Source organism: Pectobacterium aroidearum (genome assembly GCF_041228105.1).
In the GTDB taxonomy this organism is placed as follows: Bacteria; Pseudomonadota; Gammaproteobacteria; order Enterobacterales; family Enterobacteriaceae; genus Pectobacterium; species Pectobacterium aroidearum.
In genome coordinates this window covers 1,189,212-1,210,922 of sequence record NZ_CP166097.1, presented here as the reverse complement: position 1 = coordinate 1,210,922, position 21,711 = coordinate 1,189,212, and the positions used below count along the sequence as shown (strand labels likewise).

The 21,711-nt window shown below is 50.5% G+C and carries 20 protein-coding genes and 3 pseudogenes; 5 read left to right on the top strand and 18 right to left on the bottom strand.

Features of this window, described 5'->3' with window-relative positions; translation table 11 throughout:
- Positions 1-62: 62 nt before the first annotated feature.
- Positions 63-1,253 carry an MFS transporter gene (locus AB8809_RS05425; protein ID WP_349856810.1) on the bottom strand — a complete coding sequence of 397 codons (1,191 nt, stop codon included), beginning with the start codon at positions 1,251-1,253 and terminating at the stop codon, positions 63-65.
- A 121-nt stretch (positions 1,254-1,374) separates the two neighbouring features.
- Positions 1,375-2,256 (bottom strand): LysR family transcriptional regulator, encoded by an 882-nt coding sequence (locus AB8809_RS05420; RefSeq protein WP_349856811.1) that lies wholly within the window; start codon positions 2,254-2,256, stop codon positions 1,375-1,377.
- 215 nt (positions 2,257-2,471) lie between these two features.
- Here AB8809_RS05420 and grxB point away from each other — a divergent pair, with 215 nt between their 5' ends.
- Positions 2,472-3,107 (top strand): glutaredoxin 2, encoded by a 636-nt coding sequence (gene grxB, locus AB8809_RS05415; RefSeq protein WP_180779576.1) that lies wholly within the window; start codon positions 2,472-2,474, stop codon positions 3,105-3,107.
- Between the two features lie 102 nt (positions 3,108-3,209).
- On the opposite strand, the gene AB8809_RS05410 is transcribed toward grxB, so the two are convergent.
- The 6 genes from AB8809_RS05410 to AB8809_RS05385 form a co-directional block, all read right to left on the bottom strand.
- Positions 3,210-3,632, bottom strand: a complete 423-nt coding sequence (locus tag AB8809_RS05410) for a bacteriocin immunity protein (RefSeq protein ID WP_349856812.1) — start codon at positions 3,630-3,632, stop codon at positions 3,210-3,212.
- A 133-nt stretch (positions 3,633-3,765) separates the two neighbouring features.
- Positions 3,766-5,106 carry a nucleotide disphospho-sugar-binding domain-containing protein gene (locus AB8809_RS05405; RefSeq protein ID WP_349856813.1) on the bottom strand — a complete coding sequence of 447 codons (1,341 nt, stop codon included), beginning with the start codon at positions 5,104-5,106 and terminating at the stop codon, positions 3,766-3,768.
- A gap of 11 nt (positions 5,107-5,117) precedes the next feature.
- Positions 5,118-5,969 (bottom strand): TauD/TfdA family dioxygenase, encoded by an 852-nt coding sequence (locus tag AB8809_RS05400; protein ID WP_043881973.1) that lies wholly within the window; start codon positions 5,967-5,969, stop codon positions 5,118-5,120.
- A gap of 67 nt (positions 5,970-6,036) precedes the next feature.
- Positions 6,037-7,002 carry an L-tyrosine isonitrile synthase gene (gene pvcA, locus AB8809_RS05395; protein WP_015841384.1) on the bottom strand — a complete coding sequence of 322 codons (966 nt, stop codon included), beginning with the start codon at positions 7,000-7,002 and terminating at the stop codon, positions 6,037-6,039.
- 407 nt (positions 7,003-7,409) lie between these two features.
- Positions 7,410-7,742 carry a hypothetical protein gene (locus AB8809_RS05390; protein WP_318248716.1) on the bottom strand — a complete coding sequence of 111 codons (333 nt, stop codon included), beginning with the start codon at positions 7,740-7,742 and terminating at the stop codon, positions 7,410-7,412.
- 10 nt (positions 7,743-7,752) lie between these two features.
- Positions 7,753-8,043 carry a barstar family protein gene (locus AB8809_RS05385; protein WP_349856814.1) on the bottom strand — a complete coding sequence of 97 codons (291 nt, stop codon included), beginning with the start codon at positions 8,041-8,043 and terminating at the stop codon, positions 7,753-7,755.
- A 188-nt stretch (positions 8,044-8,231) separates the two neighbouring features.
- Here AB8809_RS05385 and AB8809_RS05380 point away from each other — a divergent pair, with 188 nt between their 5' ends.
- Complete coding sequence (locus tag AB8809_RS05380; RefSeq protein WP_369987574.1) at positions 8,232-8,342, top strand: SymE family type I addiction module toxin; 111 nt, start codon at positions 8,232-8,234, stop codon at positions 8,340-8,342.
- 63 nt (positions 8,343-8,405) lie between these two features.
- Here AB8809_RS05380 and AB8809_RS05375 read toward each other — a convergent pair whose 3' ends face one another.
- The 3 genes and pseudogenes from AB8809_RS05375 to AB8809_RS05365 all read right to left on the bottom strand — a co-directional run.
- The gene (locus tag AB8809_RS05375) at positions 8,406-8,789 is read right to left on the bottom strand and encodes a hypothetical protein (RefSeq protein WP_349856815.1); all 384 of its coding nucleotides are present in this window, start codon (positions 8,787-8,789) and stop codon (positions 8,406-8,408) included.
- Positions 8,786-9,013 (bottom strand): annotated as a pseudogene (locus tag AB8809_RS05370) (type IV secretion protein Rhs); the annotation flags it as partial. The pseudogene AB8809_RS05370 and the gene AB8809_RS05375, both read right to left, overlap by 4 nt.
- A 224-nt stretch (positions 9,014-9,237) precedes the next feature.
- Positions 9,238-11,368 (bottom strand): annotated as a pseudogene (locus AB8809_RS05365) (RHS repeat-associated core domain-containing protein); the annotation flags it as partial.
- Between the two features lie 81 nt (positions 11,369-11,449).
- On the opposite strand from AB8809_RS05365, the gene AB8809_RS05360 reads away from it, so the two are divergent.
- From AB8809_RS05360 to AB8809_RS05350, 3 genes are read left to right on the top strand one after another with little or no spacing between them, the layout of a single operon-like run.
- Positions 11,450-11,599 (top strand): hypothetical protein, encoded by a 150-nt coding sequence (locus AB8809_RS05360; RefSeq protein ID WP_349856433.1) that lies wholly within the window; start codon positions 11,450-11,452, stop codon positions 11,597-11,599.
- Positions 11,596-11,721, top strand: coding sequence for a hypothetical protein (locus AB8809_RS05355; protein WP_349856432.1), 126 nt, complete (start codon positions 11,596-11,598; stop codon positions 11,719-11,721). Before AB8809_RS05360 ends, AB8809_RS05355 begins: the two co-directional genes overlap by 4 nt.
- Positions 11,721-11,939 (top strand): SymE family type I addiction module toxin, encoded by a 219-nt coding sequence (locus tag AB8809_RS05350; protein WP_349856434.1) that lies wholly within the window; start codon positions 11,721-11,723, stop codon positions 11,937-11,939. Before AB8809_RS05355 ends, AB8809_RS05350 begins: the two co-directional genes overlap by 1 nt.
- A gap of 74 nt (positions 11,940-12,013) precedes the next feature.
- Here the strand turns inward: AB8809_RS05350 and AB8809_RS05345 are convergent, their stop codons facing one another.
- The 7 genes and pseudogenes from AB8809_RS05345 to AB8809_RS05315 form a co-directional block, all read right to left on the bottom strand.
- Entirely contained in the window at positions 12,014-12,316 is a 303-nt protein-coding gene (locus AB8809_RS05345) for a hypothetical protein (protein WP_349856431.1), read from the bottom strand.
- Positions 12,317-12,334: 18 nt separating this feature from the next.
- Positions 12,335-13,502 (bottom strand): annotated as a pseudogene (locus tag AB8809_RS05340) (RHS repeat domain-containing protein); the annotation flags it as partial.
- Positions 13,503-13,718: 216 nt separating this feature from the next.
- Positions 13,719-14,081, bottom strand: coding sequence for a hypothetical protein (locus AB8809_RS05335; RefSeq protein ID WP_349856430.1), 363 nt, complete (start codon positions 14,079-14,081; stop codon positions 13,719-13,721).
- Positions 14,082-14,089: 8 nt separating this feature from the next.
- Complete coding sequence (locus AB8809_RS05330; protein WP_369987186.1) at positions 14,090-18,964, bottom strand: RHS repeat-associated core domain-containing protein; 4,875 nt, start codon at positions 18,962-18,964, stop codon at positions 14,090-14,092.
- Positions 18,965-18,984: 20 nt separating this feature from the next.
- The gene (locus AB8809_RS05325) at positions 18,985-19,902 is read right to left on the bottom strand and encodes a DUF4123 domain-containing protein (protein ID WP_349854415.1); all 918 of its coding nucleotides are present in this window, start codon (positions 19,900-19,902) and stop codon (positions 18,985-18,987) included.
- Complete coding sequence (locus AB8809_RS05320; RefSeq protein WP_349854422.1) at positions 19,899-20,855, bottom strand: DUF4123 domain-containing protein; 957 nt, start codon at positions 20,853-20,855, stop codon at positions 19,899-19,901. Before AB8809_RS05320 ends, AB8809_RS05325 begins: the two co-directional genes overlap by 4 nt.
- A gap of 152 nt (positions 20,856-21,007) precedes the next feature.
- The gene (locus tag AB8809_RS05315; protein ID WP_349854421.1) at positions 21,008-21,706 is read right to left on the bottom strand and encodes an ankyrin repeat domain-containing protein; all 699 of its coding nucleotides are present in this window, start codon (positions 21,704-21,706) and stop codon (positions 21,008-21,010) included.
- Between the last annotated feature and the right edge of the window lie 5 nt (positions 21,707-21,711).

The window sequence follows — 21,711 nt, the reverse complement described above, 5'->3', positions numbered from 1 at the left end:
CAACATTGGCGATGCCTCCCTGCCGTCTTATCTGGCCATTTCAGCCGACTTCCCAGTCGCCATCACGCTTTTTTGGTTTTCATCAGCGCAGCCAGCAATGCCATGATGGCCAACGCGCTGGCAATCCCTCCGACCACCAGCCATCCCCCGTGATGCCAGGCGGCCATCGCAACCGAAGATCCCGCCGCCCCGCCTAAAAACATACCCCCCATGAATACGGTATTGATTCGGCCTCTGGCCGCCTCGCCGAGCCCGTAAATTACATGTTGATTGGCAACTAACACACTTTGCACGCCGAGATCGAGCAGGACAACGCCGACAATCAGGCCAATAACGGAATCGAAACCGATGAATATTCCCCACGAGAGCAGCGTCAGCAGTGCTCCGGCAATCACAACCGGACGACTACCGGTTCTGTCGGCAATTCTTCCCGCCAGCGGAGCAGCAAAGATCCCCGCCACACCAACCACGCCAAACAAACCCGCGGCAGCAGCGCCCATGTGAAAACGTCCGCTTTCCAGATACAGCGCAAGCACGCTCCAGAACGCGCTGAACGATGCAAACAACAGCGCCTGAATCAACGTGGCTTTGCGTAATGCGCGTTCACCGCGCCACAGCGTCACCAGTGAATGCATCAGCTCACGGTAACGAACGGTGTGATGCGAGGGTGACGCCGGTAACATTCTTCCCATTGCCCACGCACCTGCCAGCGCCAACGGCACACTCAGCCAGAACATCGCACGCCAGCCCGCACTTTCCGCCACAAGGCCCGCAATCGTACGACTCAGCAGAATCCCACTTAACAACCCGCTCATCACCGTCCCGACAATCGCACCGCGCTGCTTCGCATTGGCAAGCGCTGCCGCGGCCGGAACAATCTGCTGGGCGGCGGTCGCACCAAAACCGATGAGCAACGAAGCACTTAATAAAGCAACAGCCGATGTCGACAAAGCTGCAAACGCAGAAGCCAGCGCCAGCATCAAAAATTGCCACACAATCAACCGACGACGAGCGAACTTATCACCGAGCGGAACCAGCAATAGCAGTCCCAGCGCGTAGCCCAACTGCGTCACCGTTGGAATCAACGAGACAGCCCCGCTCGACGTAAAACTTTCACCGATCACGCCCAGCATCGGTTGGTTGTAATAGATATTGGCAACAGAAATACCGCTGGCTGCAGCCATTGAGAAAATCAATAATTTACCGGGAACCTGCTGCGTTCTGACATCGGCTTCGCTGGATAATGTACTCATCATCATACCTGTCTGTGTGTTTCCCGCCGGAAGTCGGCAAGTGATGAGCACAGCATAAGGTGCCGAACTCATTCCCAGTAGAGAGGTAAAATGGATATCAGCTATTCCTAACAGGAATAAATCAGGAGAAAAAACGCTGAACGAAATCGGTAAAAATTCTGGCGCGGACGGATGTCATGCGGCCTCCGGGGTAGACGGCCCACAGGTCCATCTTCCCCAACGTCCATGAATCCAGCGCGGTGACAACTTGCCCGTGCTCCAGCTCTGGCGCAAACATCCATTCAGACGCTACAGCCAGCCCTGCGCCGGACAGCACGGCCGCACGCACGCCTTCCGCCGCAGAAACACGGATACGTCCCTTGGGGAATACCGTGGTCTGTGCGCCATCCCGAGAAAAGATCCAGCGATTGGTTCTATCCCCCTGCAAATAGATGACGGCAGGATGTGCAGCCAGTACATCAGGAGAAGCAGGCACGCCATGACGCGCAAAATAGTCGGGTGTCGCCAACAGGCGCATGGAACACGACGCCAGCCGTTGGGCGATCAGGCTGGAATCCTTCATTTCACCCAAACGCAATGCAACATCAATCCCTTCAGCAATCAGATCAATTGGGCGATCATCCAGAATGACATCAACGTTTAGCTGGGGATGTTCTGCCATGAACTCATGGAGACGAGGCATGATGTGTAGTCTGGCAAAGGTTACCGGCGCACAGATACGCAGCCGACCAGACAACGCCGCGCTCCCGCTCACCACCTGCTCCTGAGCCTCACCCAGCATTTTTAACGCAGGGGAAATTTGCTCATAAAAATGCTGCCCTGCTTCTGTCGGCGTCAGCCCTCGGGTAGAACGAAGCAGCAGCGGCGTTGCCAGATGATTTTCAAGCTGCATAATCGCCTTGGAAACCGCAGGCTGCCCGATACCAAGCCTGCGGGACGCAGCGGAAAACGACCCCGTTTCAAAAACGCAGATAAATGTTTCCAGCGCGCTGAGGCGATCCATGGTTTCTCTTCCGAAAAAGGAATTTCACTGCATCATACAGGAACCCGGCGAGAATAAGGCGGATTCACACCCCCCCTTTATTTCCCCACCATCCACAACAGCGGGCCACATTCACTTTACCGCCGACCGCATCCGGTATTACTCTGATGGCATGACTTGTCATGCCAAGGCTGGCAAACTTTTGCCGCCTTTTTCAAAATCTTACGAGGCGATGTATGAAACTTTTCATTTACGAACACTGCCCATTCTGTGTCAGAGCCAGAATGATTTTTGGTCTGAAAGATCTGCCTGTTGAGCAATCGGTCATTATGGAAGGCGATGTCGACACGCCAACGCGCATGGTGGGTCGCAAAGTGGTGCCGATCCTGCAGAAAGAAGATGGCAGCTTCATGCCGGAAAGTATGGATATCGTCCACTATGTCGATAGCAAGCAAGCGCCGTTAATCGCCGACAAAGCGGTTGATGCAGAGATAGAAACCTGGTGTAAGTCCGTTTCCAGTGCGGTGTTTAACCTTGCTGTTCCCCGCTTCACGAAAGCGGATTTCAAAGAGCTTTCCACGCCAGAAGCGCGTCATGCCTACATCCTGCGTGAAGAAAAGGCCTTCGGCGATCTGGATGTGCTACTCGCGAAAACCCCCGAGCTGATTGCGGAAGTGGAACAAAAACTCAACGAACTGGAGCCGCGACTGGCAAACGTCAGTGCCATTTCCACCACCGATTTTATCCTGTTCCCTATCTTGCTATCACTCACGATCGTAAAAGGCGTGCAGTTTGGTCCTAACGTTCAGGCGTACCTTGAGCGGGTATCAAAAGCCAGCAAGGTCGCGTTGTTGACCGATAAAGCGCTGTAAAACAGCGATAATAAAAACAAATAAGGAGCGGCTTATGGCGGCTCCTTATTTTTAACAACGCTCAGATCACGAACGTTATTCATTTACCGATGGCAATCAAGATTATTGATCTTTGGGATTGAGTGTGCATCCTTCTACGTCGTGATCAAGCTCAATCACCGAATAGGCCTGAGCATTTTTCGTTTTCTTTATCAGGAAAGGACTTGTCGAAAAATAGCTCCCAATCTGCGCATCATCTACGAAACAGGCAATTATCTCTTTTTCATTTTCCGAGATAATCGTTAGCGAATATATCCAACTGCCATCTTTTTCCGTTGCGTCTGCCCGGTCTTTTTCCTGGCTAAACTCATAGTCACCGGTATCCTTCAGCAGCGTTCCCTTAGGGAAATGTTTCGGCCCAAAAGAACTGCGGAAAGTGGTCACATCCAAATGTTTCAGCAACGTCAGCGCATCCGTTTTTGTTGCTGAAAAGCCGGTCTGAGGAATCATCAATGCTGAAAAAATCACAGCTAAAAATAATTTCATATACTGCGCCCCTGCGAGAAAACATCCGTGCGCGTATTCTATTTTAAAAACATGATCTGCAATAGCGTTATGGGGCACCGTTCCACCCCATAACGTGTGGCTGATTTAGACGTTATTACATATGGAATAATACCTAAACGCGGAGCAGAGAAGCATCCCTGGCTGATGCTATACCGTCCTCCTTTGACAGGTATTCCTTTGAAAAAGAGAGTGCATGAACTTCGGCCTGAATCAGAGCCAACGCATCGTGGCTGGCATAATCTGCCTTAATCCATCTTGCGCGCTGCAAATAGCCCGGATCCTCCAGTATCTCAATAACAGACTGCTTAATCTGCTGTTCACTTGGCGTACTGGTTTGCAAGTTAATTCCACATTTGGCGAATACCACACGTGCAGCACTTTCCTGCTTATCTTCTCCTACCCCGGCCACAATTAAAGGCACACCATCCTTCAATGCAGCATTTATCGAACCGTATCCACCGTTGGTGATGAAGATCGACGCCCTGGGCAACCAATCATCATAAGAGAGGAAACGCACCACTCTGGCATTTTCAGGCAAAGAGGGTTGCAGTGAATCAACCGCACGCCCTCCTGTGGTCGCCAGCACCCTGACAGGTAAATCAGCCAGCGCACGCAGTGTCGGCCCAATCAGTTGCTGGAGATCGACATTCGCCAGTGTTCCTTGTGAAACGATAATAAGCGGCCGACTGTCATCCGCCGTCCACCATTCAGGAACACGTTCTGCTGCAATCTGGCGAGATAGAGGCCCGATAAATCGCACACTTTGTGGCAAATCATCACGCTGATACTCTAGCTCGGTAGTGGATAGCTGCAAGAAACGATCGCAGCGGCCAATCAGCGCATCCATAAAAGGCTGTTCGAGGGGCTTCCCTCCCGACTGCACCATCGCATGATCAAACGCGCGCTGAACTTCACTCATCAATGCCCGCGTTTCCTCATCAACAAGCTGTTCATGGCTCAGATCGGGTGGCAGCAATTTCGGAGGAATACGAGGTCCATAGAAAACTGAATCTCGCGTCGAATAGGACAGCGGCGTAACCCCGATGACGATGACGGGCGGACGCTGCCCAGAAAGCAACAACGGCAGGACACCATAAAAACAGTTTTCAACCATGAGCAGATCGGCATCGGTTTTTGCCAACGCGTCACGCAACTGGCGATCCAACAAGGGAATCGGTGCTGCAAAAAAATCTTTCAGCGCCAAAGCCATCTGTGCATTACCCGGCGGCAGCATGGCACGCTGGGGGAAATGCTGTTCAAGGTGTCGGTAGTCAAAATCAATGTCATCACTAAAAGGGATAAACCCGACGCCAGCCGCCTCCGCCTGCTCGCGGAACAACGCCCCGCTAAACAGCGTGACGTCATTCCCTTGCTCAACCAAATAGCGGGCGATAGTCAGCAAAGGATAAACATGCCCCGGCGTTGCCATCGCCGCCATAAGAATATGTGCCATGATGCTCGCCCTTATGCTGCGTTATCAATACAGGTATTCACACAAATCGGAGTACCCTGAATGTGAACCCGTTGCAGGTGACGCGCAGACTGGGCCGTAAAGGCTTCGCGACCATGCAGCAGCGAGAAGTTGTCGGCTATGACAACATCGCCCTGCAACCATTTATGCGCATAGTAATAACGGGGATCGTACAGGTGCTGCCGCAACGTCTGACTAAATGCGTTTTGCGTTTCCGGCGTGACATTATGGTATTCCAGCGCATGCTGGTTAAGGAAACGCTCTCCTTCGGTCGGCGGCTCGTTATAACGCATGATCTCACCGGTGCCGTTGGGGTGAGGGATGACCAATGGAGAAGTGACTTCACCACCGTAATGCACAACGGCTTTAATACGGTAAGTGATTGAAACAGTGCGCCACTTATCGGCTAATTGTGTGTCGGCCTCTGCCAATAAGCGCGTGGTGTCAACAAAGGTGGTACGTCCGCCTTGATCCTGCCCCGGCGCAGAAACGCAGTGGAACAGTTGAAACTCGGGTATGGTTGGTTTGTACATGCCATCCCAGTGCAGCGGTACATAGCTATTATCAAAGATATGATCCTTGGTATCCGCATGCTCTTTCACGTCGAGCACCGCCCCAAAAGGCCACATCATGATTTCCCCCCAGTGACCAGCGTATTCGGTCAACGTTTCAGGATCGGAAAACCCGGAAGAAAACCCACGCAGTACCAGAAGATGATGCTCTCGGGCGAGCGCACGCAGAGTGTCAATTGGCAGTGTGGCGATGCCCTGTCCTTCTTCAACAGGCGTCAGCAATACACCAAAAGGGGAAAGCGGTTCAAGGTGACAGTTCATGCTATTTTCCATCATGTATATTCCTTTATCAGATGACAATCTTGATGTCCGTGTGGACGACAAGACGAGAAAAGTACGCTTATGCCATATCAGGCTGTTTAACTAAGTAATGGCTGGGTGTACCACGGATTTCCACAATCTCACCGTCCAACTGCTGCGCATCAGCATTCTTCATCAACACAAACTGCCCATTAACATTGGCGGCAACCCCATGCCAGGGCGTCAACCAATCGTCCTTGGTAGGCATCATATGAATACCCAGCTTCAGGCTGTCCGAAGGCTGAGGGTGAATGGACAAACGGATCGCGTCAGGAAATTGCTCAGCAAGCAGGTTGCCCCACGCCCAACTGCGTTGAATAACGCCACACGCGCGCTTTTTAGCATCCTTCTGTAACGCCGCGTTAGAACCGGTATAGTCAGGGCGCAGGCTATCTTCATAGAGAAAGCGGGTTATTGAACGATAAAGCTGCAAGCCTTCTTCGCTCTGCATGAGCTGCGCTTTAATGTCCTCTTCTGACTCGGCGTAATCCTCAACCAGTCGCTGGCGAAGATAATCATAATCAGCAGTAAGCGGCGCCATATTCTCTACGTCCTTAAGGTTAAAGACGCTGAGATGAACAGCTCCTAGTTCATGAAGTAAACTTTCAATCTCATCCTGATAGAGATTAATCGTTTCGTCGCTAGTCCCAATCAGATCGCCAAATACATGTCCATCTGAGCAAATACGGATATGTGCACCGGGCGGATAATACAGCTGAATACGCTGACATAACGAATTCAGGAAGGTCAGGGACAAGCGCTCCGCCATATCTGGTTTTCTCCCTAACACCTTATAAGGGCTGGGAGATTTCACCGGAAATGCCGGGAGAATAAGTTCAATGCGACGGCCTTCTTCAATAAAGGCACGGATTCTGGGTAATTGAACCTGAGTCACCTGAGACTCTTCTTCACTAATCGGTTTCGTCGAATGGGTAAATCTGCGTCGATATTGAATTAACTCACTTAATATTAGCGATGAAACTAATTCATTATTTATTATATCCAAAATAACCTCATTAACTTAAAGAAGGGAATTAACTGCATAGCAGTGACACACAAACAATAAAATAAAACCCTTACGCGAGCACAAAAAAAATACTGAATAACATATTCAGTATTTTTATTTACGACGCTAATAATTCAAATCGTTCATAAAATAATCATGAGAAAATAATTAAGTATCAGAACCAGAGAATAAGCCACGATGCAGATACTGCTATCGGCAGGGCGGATAGGATAAGTGGATAATAGAGAATGGACTCTGACGGGCGGCGAACCGCACAGAACGGGAAAACGAGTCTATCGCTGATGATTGAAGTATTGCCGACTGGGTAAAGCGAAGGGAACGTTGGCGTAATGGTATTATGAGTGGAGTGATTAGCGTGAGGGGGATTGATTATGAATTGTTGTTAATTACTTCTCTTCAATTTGGTAATGAGCTGGCTCTGACCATGAAATGATTTTATACTTCCCTGTGTATAGCCCTTTCTCTTTATAAAATCCCATAACCTCTGACGGATACCAACCATAGCCAAACAAAAATAACGCATCTAATTTAACCAATTCTCTGATGAGATAGAGTTTATCGCTTTCACTTTCTACAACTTTGGTCATAAAACCACAAGAATGTAAAAAACCAAGAGATTTCATTTTATTTGTTAAGTCCTCTCCTTGCACACTAAGTTTCAGAGTGCTCCCTGCAATATCGCTTACAACAATCGTGTTTTCTGGCATTGTATTCATCATGCAACCATCATCAAGAAACATTAAACTTAAAAACGTCCTCGTTAAATCCAGAAAATATTGCTATATTTCTGAAGGTTGATAACAACCTTGAAAACTCTTCTGGATAACTATTTTTAAAAACAGAACTATTCCTCCATTCCACGATCAATGGTCGACATTCATCATCAATCGGGGTTATGAAATCATATAGTGCATCTGCGTTTCTTCCAAAATAAGGACCAAACGCTAACTCTTGTGAAAGATGATCATAAATATCATGTGGTGTTTTCTGTTTTTCACCATCAAGGACGATGAGTTTCATATTATTCCCCCTTCACATCACTTAAAATAATGAAACTACTGCTGGTATTTTACACGACTAAATTAGATGATCCAGCGCGTTATTTCCCCCAGCACTCGGCCTTTCCAGTGCCTGACGCTACAGTAACTCCCGCAGGGCGAATATCAAAATGAGACGAGTAAAATGGTAAATCCAACCCGCCCTCAGCGATCAACCTCAAAGGCCGCTGGCTGGAAGAGTGTGGCTTTATCACCGGGATGCCAATGACCGTGACGGTGGAGCGGGGCAGGATTATTATTGAGACGCAGATTAATCTGTAGCGACTGGCTAACAGCTAAAAATAAAAGCCGGAAGGATCTTTGCGATCGCTCCCGGATTTTTTATTATTTAATAAAATATGCTAAGCGTTCACCTATTTTTAAGTCTTCTCTCTTATAATAGAAAACAGTATCAAAGTTAATGGATATATATTTCCCTATTACCTTAAACGTAAAGTCATCATCAGAATAGAACTCAATAATGAATTCATCTCCTAAATGGCTTTTAGATATTTTAATAAAATCATCATTCACATCACATGGCCAGTCCAATATCCCCTGAAAAAATGATGGTGACTCAATGATTATTTCCAACGTATGATAATATGATAAATCATCACTCCCAACAATAATTAGACGTTCTCGATCATATAAAAAAACAGAGAAATCCAACCAACTTTGTTTCCAATCATGCTCTTTTATAGCGGATACTAAATCTTGTTCTCTCATGGAATTACTCCATTAGGTAAAGGAATATGTGTGCTATTTGCCGCAATAGGATCATAATTTGGGTTAGGGAAATTCTGATTTGTTTTCAAAATAGAAGTATGGTGCCACGCACCATCAGATGATCCATATTCCCATCCATATCCTTGATTCGTTGATGGATTTACACCCATTTGATTTCTCCCTACCCTAAAAATAGGTCCATTAGCCGAATTACTTCCTAAAGGAGCATTAGGGTTTATATCATGCGCTCTTACTTCGTATTTATAATTCCCCGCTGAGAATTTCTCTTTAAAATTGATCGGATAATCTTGCCCTGACAAACCTTGTCTATGTAATGAATAATCAAATATTTCCTGAGGTGATGCGTTCTTAATTGCCGCATGAGCCTCAGATGCATTCATGCCTTTAGAACGATTGTATTTATACCAATCATATAAATCGGGGCAAGCGGCTAAACCTAGAGGATCCACCCATTCCAACGGGTTATGCACATAACCTTGTGGTCTGCGGCCGCCAAGTAACCCTATCGGGTCCGGCGACAGATACTGCCCGCTCTCCGCATCATAGTAACGATGCCGGTTGTAGTAAAGCCCCGTTTCTGCGTCATACAACTGCCCCTGATAGCGCAGCTCGCAGTACACCTCTTCGTTCGCCGCATCCCCCAGATAGCGCCGCAGCGGGATAGGTCGTCGCTCTTCCCGATGTGCGGCCCACAGTCCCTGTTCCCCGCGCCAGCGAACGTCCCCTTCCTCGCTGCACAGCTCTCTTGCGGTTCCTGTCAGGTCCGTCACGATGTAGTGCAGTTGCGTGCTGTCGCCCTGCGCCTCCACCTGTGCCAGTGGCCGGAAGCTTCCCGGCTCGTACACCCACTGCACTTCCCGCGCCGCTGAACCGTCTGCCCGGTACTGCTGCTGACCAATCAGCTGGTCACCATCCCACCGGTACGCCACCCGCGCTACCGCCTGCGCCGACGACACCTGGCCCTCGCGCACCTTGTTGATTCTGCGCCCAAACGCATCGTAGCGATACCGCCAGCGTGCCCCGTCCGGCAGGCTTACCCGCACCAGCCGGTCCTGCACGTCCCAGTCGAAATACGTTTCCTTCGGCCTGAACCCCGGCCGTGTTTCACGCTTCACCGCCAGACGCCCGCAGTCATCATACCGGTACTGCGTATGACCCCGCTCGATGACCCGTCCCGCCGCATCGTACCGCGCCGACGCCTGCACCACCGCATCCTGCACCTTCAGCGACTCACCCAGACCCGGCGCTATCTGCGACACCTCGCACAGGTTCTGTTCGCTGTCGTAACCAAACAGCCGCGCCTGACGCCGCCGTCCCTCATCACGGCGCTCCGCCGTCACCTGACCGGCCCCGTTCAGCCGAAATGCCTGCTCGCCCCAGTGGCTGTCGCTGATGCCCGTCAGACGGTCCAGCACATCGTACTGATAACGTCGCTCCAGCACGTCATTCACCCGGCCGTCCGCCCCTTCCAGCGCCTGACGCTGCAGCAGCCCCGTCGGGCTCCACTCGTGACGCAGTGAAAAACCGCTGCCGTTAGTGCGTCGCTGCTCTTCCCCTGCTGCCGTGTGGCTGAACTGCAACGGCTGGTGGGAGCCGATACCCAGCGATGACAGCCGTCCCGACTGCCAGGCAAGTTGCAGCGGCGCCAGAATACCGTCGACAATGGCACGCTGACCACCCGCGTCATAACCGCTCTGTACCGCTTCGCCGTTCACCGTTTCCGACGTCACCTGCCCCGCACGGTTATAGGCGTATTCCACCACCGCATCCGGGCTGGCGGCTTTGGTCAACCGACCAGCCACGTCATACGCCAGCTCGGTGATGCCGTCCGTTTCCCCGTCCGCTTTCCGCGCCGTGATATGCGTTATTCGTCCTGCCGCATCATGCTTGTAATGCAGCGCACTGCCATCCGGCGCGGTGCGCTGCACCAGACGGTCGGCTACATCGTACTGATACCGGTATACCCGACCGTCGTAATGCCGTTCCTCGCTTAGTCGTCCACTGCTGTCAAAACCGTACGTCCAGTCTCGTCCCTGACTGTTCGTCACCCCGGCGAACTCGGCTTCCGCATTATAGTGGTAGCGCACCGTCGCTCCCAGCGGGTCGGTCGCTTCCAGCAGGTTATCGAACGCCCCGTAGCGGAACTGATAGCGCTGACCCAGCGCATCCGTCACCGCCGTCAGGTTACCTTCCACATCGTAACCAAACCGCGTCTCGCTGCCGTCTTCGTACACCACTTTCGACGGTGACTCGCGCACGCCGTCATACTCCCAGCGCCGCACCTGCACGCCCGCCTCATGCCCGATATGCCGCTCCGTCAGGCGGTCAAGGTCGTCATACCGGAACATGACCGGTGGTGCATTATCCCGCTCAAGGCTGCTCAGCAGGCCACGACGATTATAGTGATAACGCTGCAACACGCCGTCCGGCCCTATCACCGTCGACAGTTGCCCTGTTTCACCATAACGGTACAGCCACTCGCGCCCTTCCGGGTCGTTAACCTCGACAGCCTGCCCTGCCGTATTACGCTGATAGCGCCATTCATTATCAAGTGGGTCGAATACCCTGCGATTAACATTGCCGGGCAGTGGCTAAAAGACGCCGGATTTACCACCGGATAACCGCTTAAGCTGCGCATTATGCCCGGCTGCATTGTTATCACCACGCAGGATATCCATGAACTGTGGGGCAACCTGCACGCCCTGAGCATTGCGCCATTTGATGAGTATGCCGTCACAAGCTGGCTGAACCATTTTCCCGGCGGGCTGAACATGGAGGGCGCACGATGAGTATTCATTACGCATTCCAGCGCGGTGACCAGCCGGAACTCACGCTGACAGGCCACGCACTGCAACAGGCGGGATTTGCCGCCGAGACGCTGCTTCGTATTAACCTCTATGCAATGGCTTAATACTGACCCGACTGGATGAGGATACGGATATTGCGGCGCTGCTGGCCGAACTAAACGGCAGCGAGACGGAGAGTGCGGATTGGGTAAGTAACAACGGCGAACTGACGCTGGCAGGGGACTGGCTCACACTGAGCTGGTTACTCGGCCAACCGTTAATGATTGAGGTACTGCCCGGAAGGATAACCATTTGGGCAGAGCTGGGGACTATGCTGGCGTAATAACACCAACTACTAAAAATAAAATAGCCGGAAGGATCGTGAGATCGCTTCCGGCTTTTTCTAATTTATATACTCTACTCCTCTAAAAAATCAACAGAGATATTCTTCCCCAAAAAAGCATTACTAATTTGTTCTGTTATAGTTCTTTGATCATTTAAATCACCATATACCGATAAAATGACTTTATTCTTTAAAATAAAAATATCAAAAAGTGGTGGTTCTTTAGCATTATATTCCTCACCATATTTAACAAAGCCATAGTTTCCAGATTCTGACGCATAAACTCTTTGATACTTATCTTGCAACTCCAATAATATTTCATCTAATATTTCTTTAGATATTTGATGTTTTAAATCTGAAAATAACTCTAAACTCATGATAAGCCAAGCCTTTAATTATTGAATGCCTGAACCGTGCGGTCTGCCTCTAACCGTTGGTAAATTCGCCGGGTTTTTAATACCTATGTGGGTCTCTTTACCCATGCTAGTACTAGGAAAACCTCGATCATCAAGCTTGCCACCAATAGGTGAGTATTTATGTACATGTCCATTATTCGCTGTTTTCCATGGTTTTAGTTGCTGATCTCCATAAGCGTGTATCTGAACTTCAGAACCATCAGCATGCTTCCACTTTTGATTCACAGCATTATTTGGGTTAGTTCTCACAAATCCGTTTTTCTTTAATATTTTTTCTATGTGCGCAACACTTTTCCCTCTGAGTCTAGGTAATTTCCCAGAAGCACTAGGACAAGTAGATGCAGCCAACCCCAGCGGATCACAGAACTCTAAGGGATTGGAAACATAGCCCTGCGGCCTCATCCCTCCCGCCAACCCTATCGGGTCCGGCGACAGATACTGTCCGCTCTCCGCATCATAGTAACGATGCCGGTTGTAGTAAAGCCCCGTTTCTGCGTCATACAACTGCCCCTGATAGCGCAGCTCGCAGTACACCTCTTCATTCGCCGCATCCCCCAGATAGCGTCGCAGCGGGATAGGTCGCCGCTCTTCCCGGTGTGCGCCCCACAGTCCCTGTTCCCCGCGCCAGCGGACTTCCCCTTCCTCGCTGCACAGCTCTCTTGCGGTTCCTGTCAGGTCCGTCACAATGTAGTGCGGTTGCGTGCTGTCGCCCTGCGCCGACGGCACCTGGCCCTCGCGCACCTTGTTGATTCTGCGCCCAAACGCATCGTAGCGATACCGCCAGCGTACCCCGTCCGGCAGCATCATACCGCGCCGATGACTGTACCACCGCATCCTGCACCTTCAGCGTCTCACCCAGACCCGGCGCTATCTGTGACACCTCGCACAGGTTCTGTTCGCTGTCGTAGCCAAACAGCCGCGCCTGACGCCGCCGCCCCTCATCACGGCGCTCCGCCGTCACCTGACCTGCCCCGTTCAGTCGGAATGCCTGCTCACCCCAGTGGCTGTCGCTGATGCCCGTCAGACGGTCCAGCACATCGTACTGGTAGCGACGCTCCAGCACGTCATTCACCCGGCCGTCCGCCCCTTCCAGCTCCTGACGCTGCAACAGCCCCGCCGGGCTCCACTCGTGACGCAGTGAAAAACCTAAAAGGCCGCTGACTGGAAAGGTCGGGCTTTATCACCGGGATGCCGGTCACCGTCACGGTGGAGAGGGGGGTATTATTATTGAGACGAAGATTAATCTGTAACGGCTGACCAAAATTTAAAAACAAAATAGCCGAAAGGATCGTAAAATCTCTTCCGGCCATTATTTACAAACTGATTAGACAATCAATGAACTGATAATTAAAACATTACCATCTTATATATCAGAATAAGGACTAATGCTATATCCGATTTTTTTTGCAGCAAAATACACATCTGACATACGATAATCACTAATATCCTCCATATCATCAGAATATGGGGAAAAATCAATATAATGAATACCATCTATACATTGATAAGATATACCGTTACTCATTACTGTATTGCTGCATTTGGTTTCTTGCTTAACAGCAAACTCAACCAACCCTTTCAATTCAAATTCTACATTAACCCATTCCCTATCAGCTCTCCTTATAACAGAGACTTCAACAATCACACTGTCAAAGGAAATAAAGTTAATCTTTTTAATAATCCCATCATACCCATTCGTTATTTCATCTAGCATATCTATGATCATAAAATATCTCACTTTCCTATAGGCGTATGAGGTTCAATTCCCGGCGGAAGAGCATCCCACCCTGAAGGTATACCTGAATGAGGATAATGTGGTTTACCAGGACCATGCCCAGATGCTGGATTACCAGGTTCAGGGAATAAGTGATAATGGCCAGATTCTATCCCATGATTTTTAAAATCCACATGCCCAATTACATCACCATTGCCATCATATATTGCATTTTGAACAGCTTTTCCTGTTTTTGGGTCAATATGCGTATACATGGAATTTGGCGTAGCGCCTGTAACTCTTGGTTTCTCCGTTCCTGAGAAATGCCCACCTGCTGACGGATCAGGTTTTTTTGAATTCTCTGGGCTATTTTCACCATCACAACCTGCTTTCGTTAACCCCAGCGGATCGACCCACTCCATCGGGTTATGCACATACCCCTGCGGCCTCAGACCACCCAGTAACCCTATCGGGTCCGGCGACAGGTACTGTCCGCTCTCCGCATCATAGTAACGATGCCGGTTGTAGTAAAGCCCCGTTTCTGCGTCATACAGCTGCCCCTGATAGCGCAGCTCGCAGTACACTTCTTCGTTCGCCGCATCCCCCAGATAGCGCCGCAGCGGGATAGGTCGCCGCTCTTCCCGGTGTGCGCCCCACAGCCCCTGTTCCCCGCGCCAGCGAACGTCCCCTTCCTCGCTGCACAGCTCTCTTGCGGTTCCTGTCAGGTCCGTCACGATGTAGTGCAGCTGCGTGCTGTCGCCCTGCGCCTCGACCTGTGCCAGCGGCCGGAAGCTCCCCGGCTCGTACACCCACTGCACTTCCCGTGCCGCTGAACCGTCTGCCCGGTACTGCTGCTGACCAATCAGCTGGTCTCCGTCCCACCGGTACGCCACCCGCGCTACCGCCTGCGCCGACGGCACCTGGCCCTCGCGCACCTTGTTGATTCTGCGCCCAAACGCATCGTAGCGATACCGCCAGCGTGCCCCGTCCGGCAGGCTCACCCGCACCAGCCGGTCCTGCACGTCCCAGTCGAAATATGTTTCCTTCGGCCTGAACCCCGGCCGTGTTTCGCGCTTCACCGCCAGACGCCCGCAGTCATCATACCGGTACTGCGTATGGCCCCGCTCGATGACCCGTCCCGCCGCATCGTACCGCGCCGATGACTGTACCACCGCATCCTGCACCTTCAGCGTCTCACCCAGACCCGGCGCTATCTGCGACACCTCGCACAGGTTCTGTTCGCTGTCGTAGCCAAACAGCCGTGCCTGACGCCGCCGCCCCTCATCACGGCGCTCCGCCGTCACCTGACCGGCCCCGTTCAGCCGGAATGCCTGCTCACCCCAGTGGCTGTCGCTGATGCCCGTCAGACTGTCCAACACATCGTACTGGTAGCGACGCTCCAGCACGTCATTCACCCGGCCATCTGCCCCTTCCAGCGCCTGACGCTGCAGCAGCCCCGTCGGGCTCCACTCGTGACGCAGTGAAAAACCGCTGCCGTTAGTGCGTCGCTGCTCTTCCCCTGCTGCCGTGTGGCTGAACTGCAACGGCTGGTGAGAGCCGATACCCAGCGACGACAGCCGTCCCGACTGCCACGCCAGTTGCAGCGGCGCCAGAATACCGTCGACAATGGCACGCTGACCGCCGGCGTCATAACCGCTCTGTACCGCTTCGCCGTTCACCGTTTCCGACGTCACCTGCCCCGCACGGTTATAGGCGTATTCCACCACCGCATCCGGGCTGGCGGCTTTGGTCAGCCTACCGGCAACATCATATGCCAGCTCGGTGATGCCGTCCGTTTCCCCGTCCGCTTTACGCGCCGTGATACACGTTATCCGCCCTGCCGCATCGTGCTCATAATGCAGCGCACTGCCATCCGGCGCGGTGCGCTGCACCAGACGGTCGGCTACATCGTACTGATACCGGTATACCCGACCGTCGTAATGCCGTTCCTCGCTTAGTCGTCCACTGCTGTCAAAACCGTACGTCCAGTCTCGTCCCTGACTGTTCGTCACCCCGGCGAACTCGGCTTCCGCATTATAGTGGTAGCGCACCGTCGCTCCCAGCGGGTCGGTCGCTTCCAGCAGGTTATCGAACGCCCCGTAGCGGAACTGATAGCGCTGACCCAGCGCATCCGTCACCGCCGTCAGGTTACCTTCCACATCGTAACCAAACCGCGTCTCGCTGCCGTCTTCGTACACCACTTTCGACGGTGACTCGCGCACGCCGTCATACTCCCAGCGCCGCACCTGCACGCCCGCCTCATGCCCGATATGCCGCTCCGTCAGGCGGTCAAGGTCGTCATACCGGAACATGACCGGTGGTGCATTATCCCGCTCAAGGCTGCTCAGCAGGCCACGACGATTATAGTGATAACGCTGCAACACGCCGTCCGGCCCTATCACCGTCGACAGTTGCCCTGTTTCACCATAACGGTACAGCCACTCGCGCCCTTCCGGGTCGTTAACCTCGACAACCTGCCCTGCCGTATTACGCTGATAGCGCCATTCGCTGCCCAGCGGGTCGATGTAGGCCAGCAAATATCCACTATCGTCATACGCATATTGGTGTGTAGCACCGTCGGGTAAGATAACCTCGGTGACCAGTCCCCAGTCATTACGCTGATACACCGTTCGGCCACCCAGCGGATCGATCTCGGCCACCAGTTGGTTATCCATCCATTCGAACCGGGTCTCACCGCCGTCGGGCGTGCGTTTGAGCAGGATATTGTTGCGATCGTCGCGCACATAGCTGATCACCCCGCCAAACCCGCTATAGTAATGGCTGGTCAGGGTGTCATCGTCATATTCAAAGTGCCCCGGCCAATAGCCTTCCGAGGTTCGATCACGTATTACACGACCTTTTTTATCGTAGTCGTGTTCAACCCAGGTCGAACCTAAATCCGACCAGCGCAGCAGCCACCCTTCCGGTGAGTAGCGATAGTCAAAGTTGCGTCCCTCATCCGCCCGCACACTCAATAAATGTCCGCTGTTGTCATAGGTATAGTTAGCCAATTTTTTCAAAGGCTTGCGATGGGTATCACATAACGTTAAACAAGTAATACGTTGGCGACGAGTTTCCACATGAATCAAGCGGTTGTCAGGCAAAGCTACCCAACGTAATACGCCAAACTCCCAAATCAGCGAGATCTGGTTATTCTGCCGATCCTCTATGGATGTTAGGCATAATTCCTTCCCTCTGGCGTGCTCAAAGCGATAGTGCAAACCACCGGCATCTTGCAGAATTAACCGTCCCTGTTGGCGGATCAATCGCCACTGCGGGTTAGATGGTGAACGCGTAGATTCACCCTCGACAGGCAAAACAAATATCGCCTGATTGAACTCACCATCAATTAATGTCACCACACCGTCTTCAAGTGTCAGGCTAATATCCCAGTTACTACGCCATAATGATCCTAATAAACCAGGCTTTCGCTCACCACCAGAACGGTAATAACGTTTAATCGCCAGCGGTAAAATACCTGCTAATTGGAAATCAGTACGCCACTCCACCATATACCCTGTGGCCATATCGACCGGTTCACCTTCACCTTGGCATTTATTTGATGTAGAGCAGGTCTTTCCATCTGCCGTACCAGCCGTAGATGACGCATGACCGGGAGTGCCATCAACATCTGATGGCGTTTTATCTGCTACCTTAATTTCAGGCTTTGCCGCCTTATCTTTTCCTACCGCTGTTCCAGACTTTCTGGTAATAATTTTCCCAATAAACGTATTAACTTTTTGGATAATCTCATCAATAATTTCTTTAAATTTATTAATGAGCTTTTTAATAACACCACAAATTGCTGAAAAACTATCTTTTGCAAATGCAATAATCCAACTTTTTGCTGAATTTGTGGCATTATTCACCATCAGTTCAATAGCCGTAATTATTTTATTGAGCAGACTTAAAGCCTCTTTGGCTTCCTTATTAATTTTTTCAGCAAAGTCCATTAACCATCGAACTATATTACCATTAGATAGATTTCTAATTTCACGAACGGCCAGTTGAACGGCCTGATTATCCAACGCACTTTTTTCTAATGCTTTCATTGCACGAACAACAGATTTACCTGCAATTTTTAGCGCATGTCCAGGACCTGGAATGACACCTACGATATTCAGTGCACCTTCAGCAAGGAAGTAGTTATCCTCTAAGTTATCTGGTTTTTTATAGGCAGCCCAACACCACTCACCAATAAAATAGACATCGGGTGCCTGACCAACAACAGGAATAAAACCGAGAATAATTTGACAAAGTAGCAAAACTGCTGTTTCTGTTGTCTGATCAGCAACCTCTGCCGACAAGCTATGATGAATTTTATTAATTGCCCGCTTAAATTCACGATCTCCTGCATTAATTTGTTTTTTTAATATTTGGAAACGGTCATAAGCTAGCTGATATTTATCTTCAACATTAGAAAAAAATCGTCCACTCCATGTACTATCATCAACATTAACTTCATCATAACGCTCACTGTCCTCAGCGTCGTACTCTACAATCCCTTTTTCATGCAGTAGTAAATAAAGGGTAAAATATTCTCCTGCTAATGCTGCATGAGCGGGATTAGCTTGAAGTACTGGATTATTTTCTACGGTATCAGGGGAATCAAAATCATCAGAGCCTTCATGAATATCAAGTTGATAAGTACTGCACGCCATATTTTGGATTTTAAAGTATCCATTTTCATCCGTTTGCCCATCCGTTTTGTTCCCTTTGCTATCGGTTAAAACAAAAGGAGCATTTGGTACAGGATCTCCTGACGAGTAGACATATTGAACAAAGGTTTCACACTCACATTCTTTACATCCTCCTTGAATGATTTTGTCCGTTGAAAACTTTTTTTCCGCAGCGGCACTACTTTGGTGTAATGAATCCTGTTTATCCTGACTCATGAAATGACGTCCTTTTTATTTTATGCTTCGTCCAGGTGGTCAATAGCTGCCTGATACAGGCGATCCATACGGCTTTGCGTGCCGATGTATTCCGGCTGTACCAAAATATTTTTTGCCCAAGGCTGATGAATGAATTCCGGCGAGAGTTCTGCCGCTAATGCTAGCCAGCGCACGATATCGCGGTCGTTGTTAAAGCCGTTGCTCTTAGCCTGTTCCGTCTGCTGATAGGTAAACGCCTGCAGTTCATCGTCAGACGCGCTTTGCCAGTCAGCATGATAAGTGCGCAGATGTTCCATATAGCGCGCCAGATGCTGATGTTCGGAAGGCGCCATGATGGCGTGCCATTGTTCGGTACTCAGTTGGCGCGGCAGGATGTCTGGAATGGAGTGCGGCTCGCGGGCGGTGAGGTTTAAGGCACGTATCGCGCCATCAGGAGAAATGTCGCAGAAACTGGCTATCGGACCATAAAGCGCACAGGCCTCTTGTGCGGAACTGGCGGATAACAGCTGCTTCACCACCTGCCAGTCCCCCACGCGCAGGATGGCGTTTTCCCCAGAAGGTGAAGCCACCAGGCTCCACTGCCGCAGATGCTTCGTGACCTCAAGCAGTTGATCGAGCGGTGAATATGCCTGCATAAACCACGCCAGCTGTAACCCCATTCCCCAACCCGGTTGAGTGACAATGTGTTCTTTCACCTGAGGCCAGTTAGCAGCGTTAAGCGGGATGCAGTAGGGCGATACCGAGGCATGAACGCGCCCCGTTTCTCCCCAGTACAAACGGGTCTGTTCCAGACTGCCTCCCCAGCGTTCGGCCAGCCAGGGAACAGCCTCGTTCATCGAGGCTTCTGCGATAACAAAACAGCCGCCCTGAGCGATACGCGTTTGCCAGACCGCATCATCTTCCGGCATCAATTCAAGGAAAGGTTGCGATACACTCACAGCGTGACCTCCGTTATGTCAGGTAATTCTCCCCGCATCCAGCCGGGGCGATGGTAATTAAGCTGCACACTTTCAATTCGTTCTGGCTCAGATTTAAAAATCCGAAGACTGTCCGCTATCGAATAACGTTCAGTCAGATGAATAAAGATCGGGTGCAAATAGAATTCACTACCGAGAACCCAGCGATGGGCAGCCCAGGCTTCACATTCCGCTTCGCTGGCTTTGGGATAATAGTTCTTTGCTAAAGCAATACCGCTAATAAAGCGCGCTTTAACTATTTCAATATCCAGAGGAAAAACACAGTGCGCACTGACAAAAAGAAAGAGTTCATTCGCTAACCGGTGTAAGCGATTGTCGTTAGCGAGAAGGTAATATTGATAGTTCGTTAACGTAATGTGGTACGCGTTATCAACATCGTGCTTATTTTTATACTTAATATCTCGCTGTGCGAATAGCTGATATTCCCCACGTTCGCTATTTATTATGGGTAAATACATATCATCGAGTGGACCGAGAAAATCAGTTTGAGCAGCCAGATCCAAAGTGGGCCACCAAGCCGATAAAACGTCTGGCGCATAGCTACGAAATACCGCCCGTGTGCCATCAGGCCAGAGACAGAAAATACGCTGCTGCCAAAAATTCGCCACCTGCTGCAATGTCAGATCGCCATGCGTGAGGATCACACTACCATGGCGCTCCGGCTGAGTCTCAGTCAACCAATGCAGCAGCGTTTCTCCTGGTTTGCCTTCTTCTATTTTCACCACAATAGGTGCCCACATCTGCCAGCCTTCAGCATCCTTGCCAAAATGCAGCTGTTGCCATATATCCGCCGCCGCAGGTTGAAAAGCCTGCCAATATTCAGGTAATTGGGGATAACTCAGCGGCGAGATAATTGCGTACAAAGGCGCATCAAACTGGCTGATTTCAAACAGAGTATAACCGTTTGCCATCATCGTTATTTGCCTGTCAATAAATGAGATAATTTTAATACGATGAGCGTGTATTGATAATCGCAGCAACGACCCGATAATCATGCAGATTATCGGGTCAGAAAATACAGTTTATTTATATGATGAAAAATACGTGATAAAAAAACGAATAGAAATTATAACGGCAGCCCTTTTTCCCAACGTTCTCGAACTTCAGCAGGTGGCAGCGGTGGGAATTTAACGCCACGATCCAGCAACAGCTGTTTTACCTTCAGCGCCCAAGGGTAATGAGGAGATTTAGGAGACATAATGGATAAGCTGTCTTCAACACTCCAGGCTAGGCTAGCCCCTGTAGCCGAATAGGTATTAACATTAGCGCCCTGCTCAATCAACCAATATGATATTTCATACTGGTTCAGATAAGCAGCATAATGAGCGCTATTGGTTTTTTGCTCATCCGTTAAATTGACGTCAGCCCCACGTTCCACAAGTAATTTTATATCAGCCCAGCGTTCTTCATTAATAGCACTAAATATTGCTGGCTGCCCAAGGCGCCCAATTGCATTCGGATCGCCACCTGCATCCAGAATAATACGCAGCCAGTCAGGATCTTTAAAACCAGAGACTCGGTTCACCGCACTATCACCCGATCCATCTTTATAGTTTGGATCGACACCCAGTTTAAGCGCCAGCGTGACGGCCTTCTTATCCTTCGCTTCATAAATCAGCCACAGCAGCGGCGTGATGCCTTCTTTCCCCTGAATATTCAGGTTAACGCCCTGTGACAGCTGATGACGGGCTGTCGTTTCGTCACCTTTTTGAATGCTCTCTAATACTGACACAACAGATGGCTCAAAAAGCTCACTCGCCCGCATACTGT

What these genes read in the sequence shown, in the direction of transcription:
- AB8809_RS05425 (WP_349856810.1), bottom strand. Translation starts at nt 1,253, where the DNA reads ATGAGTACATTATCCAGCGAAGCCGATGTCAGAACGCAGCAGGTTCCC.
- AB8809_RS05420 (WP_349856811.1), bottom strand. Translation starts at nt 2,256, where the DNA reads ATGGATCGCCTCAGCGCGCTGGAAACATTTATCTGCGTTTTTGAAACG.
- grxB (WP_180779576.1), top strand. Translation starts at nt 2,472, where the DNA reads ATGAAACTTTTCATTTACGAACACTGCCCATTCTGTGTCAGAGCCAGA.
- AB8809_RS05410 (WP_349856812.1), bottom strand. Translation starts at nt 3,632, where the DNA reads ATGAAATTATTTTTAGCTGTGATTTTTTCAGCATTGATGATTCCTCAG.
- AB8809_RS05405 (WP_349856813.1), bottom strand. Translation starts at nt 5,106, where the DNA reads ATGGCACATATTCTTATGGCGGCGATGGCAACGCCGGGGCATGTTTAT.
- AB8809_RS05400 (WP_043881973.1), bottom strand. Translation starts at nt 5,969, where the DNA reads ATGGAAAATAGCATGAACTGTCACCTTGAACCGCTTTCCCCTTTTGGT.
- AB8809_RS05390 (WP_318248716.1), bottom strand. Translation starts at nt 7,742, where the DNA reads ATGATGAATACAATGCCAGAAAACACGATTGTTGTAAGCGATATTGCA.
- AB8809_RS05385 (WP_349856814.1), bottom strand. Translation starts at nt 8,043, where the DNA reads ATGAAACTCATCGTCCTTGATGGTGAAAAACAGAAAACACCACATGAT.
- AB8809_RS05375 (WP_349856815.1), bottom strand. Translation starts at nt 8,789, where the DNA reads ATGAGAGAACAAGATTTAGTATCCGCTATAAAAGAGCATGATTGGAAA.
- AB8809_RS05360 (WP_349856433.1), top strand. Translation starts at nt 11,450, where the DNA reads ATGCCCGGCTGCATTGTTATCACCACGCAGGATATCCATGAACTGTGG.
- AB8809_RS05355 (WP_349856432.1), top strand. Translation starts at nt 11,596, where the DNA reads ATGAGTATTCATTACGCATTCCAGCGCGGTGACCAGCCGGAACTCACG.
- AB8809_RS05345 (WP_349856431.1), bottom strand. Translation starts at nt 12,316, where the DNA reads ATGAGTTTAGAGTTATTTTCAGATTTAAAACATCAAATATCTAAAGAA.
- AB8809_RS05335 (WP_349856430.1), bottom strand. Translation starts at nt 14,081, where the DNA reads ATGATCATAGATATGCTAGATGAAATAACGAATGGGTATGATGGGATT.
- AB8809_RS05330 (WP_369987186.1), bottom strand. Translation starts at nt 18,964, where the DNA reads ATGAGTCAGGATAAACAGGATTCATTACACCAAAGTAGTGCCGCTGCG.
- AB8809_RS05320 (WP_349854422.1), bottom strand. Translation starts at nt 20,855, where the DNA reads ATGATGGCAAACGGTTATACTCTGTTTGAAATCAGCCAGTTTGATGCG.
- AB8809_RS05315 (WP_349854421.1), bottom strand. Translation starts at nt 21,706, where the DNA reads ATGCGGGCGAGTGAGCTTTTTGAGCCATCTGTTGTGTCAGTATTAGAG.